Genomic DNA, 3,709 nt, shown 5'->3' on the forward strand with positions numbered 1-3,709 from the left:
TTTACCCTCTCCCCTTGTGGGAGAGGGTGCCGAGCGAAGCGAGGCGGGTGAGGGGTTCTCTCCGCACATGCGCCTGCCGAGAGAGACCCCTCACCCGCCGCGAATTCGCGTCGCTCATTCTCGCCACCCTCTCCCACAAGGGGAGAGGGTGCACCGTCTTCGCCGAAAGTGCTCGACCTCATCTCATGATGATCCCATATATCGCATCACCTTCGTTTACCGTTCGCTAACTTTGCACCCCGGCGTTAGCCGTCTCACGACATCCGACAGTTCCGCACATCCATGGACCGCGCGACCGATCTCTTTCCAAGTGCCGCCGCTTCGACCCGCGTGGTCGATGTGCTGGTTCCGGTCGCGCTCGACCACACCTATTCCTACCGGGTGCCGCGCGACATGGATTTAAGGCCGGGCGACGTGGTTGCTGTGCCGCTCGGACCGCGCGAGGTGTTGGCGGTGGTGTGGGCCAATAACCCAAATCCCGAGCCGCGCCTGCACAATCGGCTGAAGGACGTCTCCGAAAAGCTCGACGTGCCGCCGCTCAAGGATGAGCTGCGCGCGCTGGTCGACTGGGTCTCGACCTACACGCTGTCGGCGCGCGGCATGGTGTTGCGGATGTCCCTGCGCATGGGCGAGCATCTCGGCCCCGAGCGCGTCAGGATCGGCGTGCGGCTCACCGGCGAGCCGCCGAAGCGGCTGACGCCGGCACGGCAGCGGGTGATCGGGGCGGTGTCGGACGGCCTGCTGCACGGCAAGTCGGATCTCATGCGCGAGGTCGGCGTCTCGCCCAGCGTGATCGACGGCCTGGTCGACGAAGGCACGTTGACGGTGGAAGCGATGCCGCCCGCGCCGCCGCCCCCAGTGCCCGATCCGTCCTTCGCGCAGCCGGAATTTTCGTCCCTCCAGCGCAGCGCCGTCGATGCGATGCGCGCGCTTGCGGCCAACGGCAGCTTTCATGTCGCGCTGCTCGACGGCGTCACCGGCTCGGGCAAGACCGAGGTCTATTTCGAGGCGGTGGCCGAGACCATCCGCCGCGGCAAGCAGTCGCTGCTGCTGATGCCGGAGATCGCGCTCACAGGCCAATTCCTCGATCGCTTCTCGCGCCGCTTCGGTGTGCGTCCGCTGGAATGGCATTCGGAGTTGACGCCGCGCACGCGGCAGCGCAATTGGGCCGCGATTGCGGCCGGCGAGGCGCCGGTCGTGGTTGGCGCGCGCTCGGCGCTGTTTCTGCCCTACGGCAATCTCGGCCTCATCATCGTCGATGAGGAGCACGACCAGGCCTATAAGCAGGACGAGGGCGCGCACTACCACGCCCGCGACATGGCGGTGGTGCGCGGCCACATCGCAAAAATCCCGGTGGTGCTGGCCTCCGCCACGCCCTCGGTCGAGAGCGAGGTCAACGCGCGCAAGGGCCGCTACCAGCGCGTGGCGCTGCCGTCACGCTTCGGCGGCCAGCACATGCCGCATATCGAGGCCATCGATCTCCGTCGCGAGCCGCCGCCGCGCGGCCGCTTCATTTCGCCGCGGCTGGCGGGCGAGATCAGGCAGGCAGTGGAGCGGCGCGAGCAGGCGCTCTTGTTCCTCAATCGCCGCGGCTACGCGCCGCTGACCTTGTGCCGTGCCTGCGGCCATCGCTTCGCCTGCACCATCTGCGATGCTTGGCTGGTCGACCATCGTTTCCGCCAGCGGCTGGTCTGTCATCATTGCGGTTTCTCAATGCCGCGGCCGCACGCCTGCCCGCATTGCGCCGCGGAGGAATCCCTGGTCGCGGTCGGGCCCGGCGTCGAGCGGCTGCAGGAGGAGGCGGCGGCGCTGTTTCCGGAGGCGCGCAGCATGGTGCTGTCGAGCGATCTCATCACCTCGATCGAGACCATGCGCGCCGAATTGACCGAGATCGCGGAAGGCCGTGTCGACATCATCATCGGCACCCAGCTCGTCGCCAAGGGCCATCATTTTCCAAGGCTCAATCTGGTCGGCGTGGTTGATGCCGATTTGGGCCTCGGCAACGGCGATCCGCGTGCCGCCGAGCGTACCTGGCAATTGCTGAACCAGGTGATCGGGCGGGCCGGCCGCGATCAGGGCCGCGGCATTGGCTACATGCAGACCCACCAGCCCGAGCATCCCGTGATGAAGGCCTTGATCGCCTGCGACCGTGAGGCGTTCTATGCCAGTGAGATCGAGGCGCGCGAGCGCACCGGTTATCCGCCGTTCGGCCGGCTAGCGAGCCTGATCATCTCGGCCGGCGACCGTCCGACCGCGGAAGGCTTTGCACGCAGGCTGGCGGCGTCGGCGCCGCGCGAGGACGGCGTAACGGTGTTAGGCCCGGCAGAGGCGCCGCTCGCCGTCATCAAGGGCCGCTATCGCTTCAGGCTGCTGCTGAAATCGGCGCGCAATTTCGATCTGTCGGATTATCTGCGCCACTGGATGGCGCATGCTGAGAAGCCCAAGGGCAATCTCAAGCTCGAGGTCGATGTGGACCCTCAGAGCTTCTTGTAGCGCAGCGGGGAGCTGTTTCCTCCGTCATTGCGAGCGTAAGCGAAGCAATCCAGAATCTATCCATTGGCGCGACATCTGGATTGCTTCGTCGCTTACGCTCCCCGCAATGACGGCGAGGATGTTGTGCGACCTTCGCCGTCGCTCCCCTCAGCACGCAAGCCACAATCTGCGCTCCATGTCGTGGAAACAGGGAAAGCTTGAAGCGTGCTGAGAAGGAGAAGTGCGCTTAGCCGGCGCGTTATCCGACGACTTCGGCGGTGACGCGACCGACGCCGGCGCCGGTCAGGCCGATGGCGCGGGCAGCGCCAGTGGAGAGGTCGAGCACACGGCCGCGGACGAATGGGCCACGATCATTGACGGTGACGACGACGCTGCGACCACCGTGGGTCACGCGCAGCCTGGTGCCGAACGGCAGCGAACGATGGGCGCAGGTCATGGCGCTCGCGTTCATGCGCTGGCCGGAGGCGGTCCGGCTGCCGGACTCGTTGCCGTAATACGACGCCATGCCCGAGAAGCTGCGGCCGCCGGAGGTCGGCGCGATCGACGCGTTGGCGTTGCGCCAGGAGCCTCGAGAAGATCCCTGGGAGAATTCGTTCGAGCTGTTCCAGAAACCATTCTCGGAGGATGCGGTCTCGGACGCATCACGCGCCGCGTGATGATGATGGTGGCGGTAATGATGATGATGATGCCTGGACCTGGCCGAGGCTTCGGTTGCGGTACCCCCGACCAGCAAAGTGGCGGCGACGACAGCGAGCGCGGTACGCGAGCGGGCGATCTGTCCCGCGAAGGTCTTTTTGATCATTGAGAGCAGTTCCCTTTGAGTAGTATTGCCAACTTCGATGGCCAGTGAACCCCCGCTAGGTTTTGAGGCGGGCGCCGTTTGATGTCGCAATGCGGCGCGAATTGGGCAGTAGAGTTGTTCCCGGCCGGACTGAAATATCTTGTGATCCAGTCGGGTAAATCACAGAAGTTCCGTAATCTATCCAATTAACGAATTATTAACTAACCGAATACTTCGAATTACTTGGAATGTAAGTTTTGACGGGCGTGGGTAAGTTTTCGTCAAGTAAACCGTCCGGGCCGCATTCCAGTGCCCAAAAGCGTGCAATCCCTCTGACGTCATGCCCGCCATGCGTCAGAGCAAGGAACCCGCGCTTCGCGTTGCAGGTACAATAACACCGAAGGGCTTGGTCGCGGGCTCGCCGGCGTCAGGAGG

Annotated in this window: 2 protein-coding genes; one reads left to right on the forward strand and one right to left on the reverse strand. The window is 64.8% G+C overall.

Going from position 1 to position 3,709, the window contains the following annotated elements; all coding sequences use genetic code 11:
* Positions 1-282 precede the first annotated feature (282 nt).
* The gene (locus WA702_RS22665; protein ID WP_425112790.1) at positions 283-2,493 is read left to right on the forward strand and encodes a primosomal protein N'; all 2,211 of its coding nucleotides are present in this window, start codon (positions 283-285) and stop codon (positions 2,491-2,493) included.
* A gap of 238 nt (positions 2,494-2,731) precedes the next feature.
* Here WA702_RS22665 and WA702_RS22670 read toward each other — a convergent pair whose 3' ends face one another.
* Positions 2,732-3,295: a septal ring lytic transglycosylase RlpA family protein gene (locus WA702_RS22670; RefSeq protein ID WP_425112791.1), complete on the reverse strand. Its 564-nt coding sequence runs from the start codon at positions 3,293-3,295 to the stop codon at positions 2,732-2,734.
* Between the last annotated feature and the right edge of the window lie 414 nt (positions 3,296-3,709).

This window comes from Bradyrhizobium sp. (assembly GCF_049798375.1).
Lineage (GTDB): Bacteria > Pseudomonadota > Alphaproteobacteria > Rhizobiales > Xanthobacteraceae > Bradyrhizobium.

Bases quoted from the DNA above. Each gene is read 5' to 3' on its own strand.
- WA702_RS22665 (WP_425112790.1), top strand. From the start codon at position 283: ATGGACCGCGCGACCGATCTCTTTCCAAGTGCCGCCGCTTCGACCCGC.
- WA702_RS22670 (WP_425112791.1), bottom strand. From the start codon at position 3,295: ATGATCAAAAAGACCTTCGCGGGACAGATCGCCCGCTCGCGTACCGCG.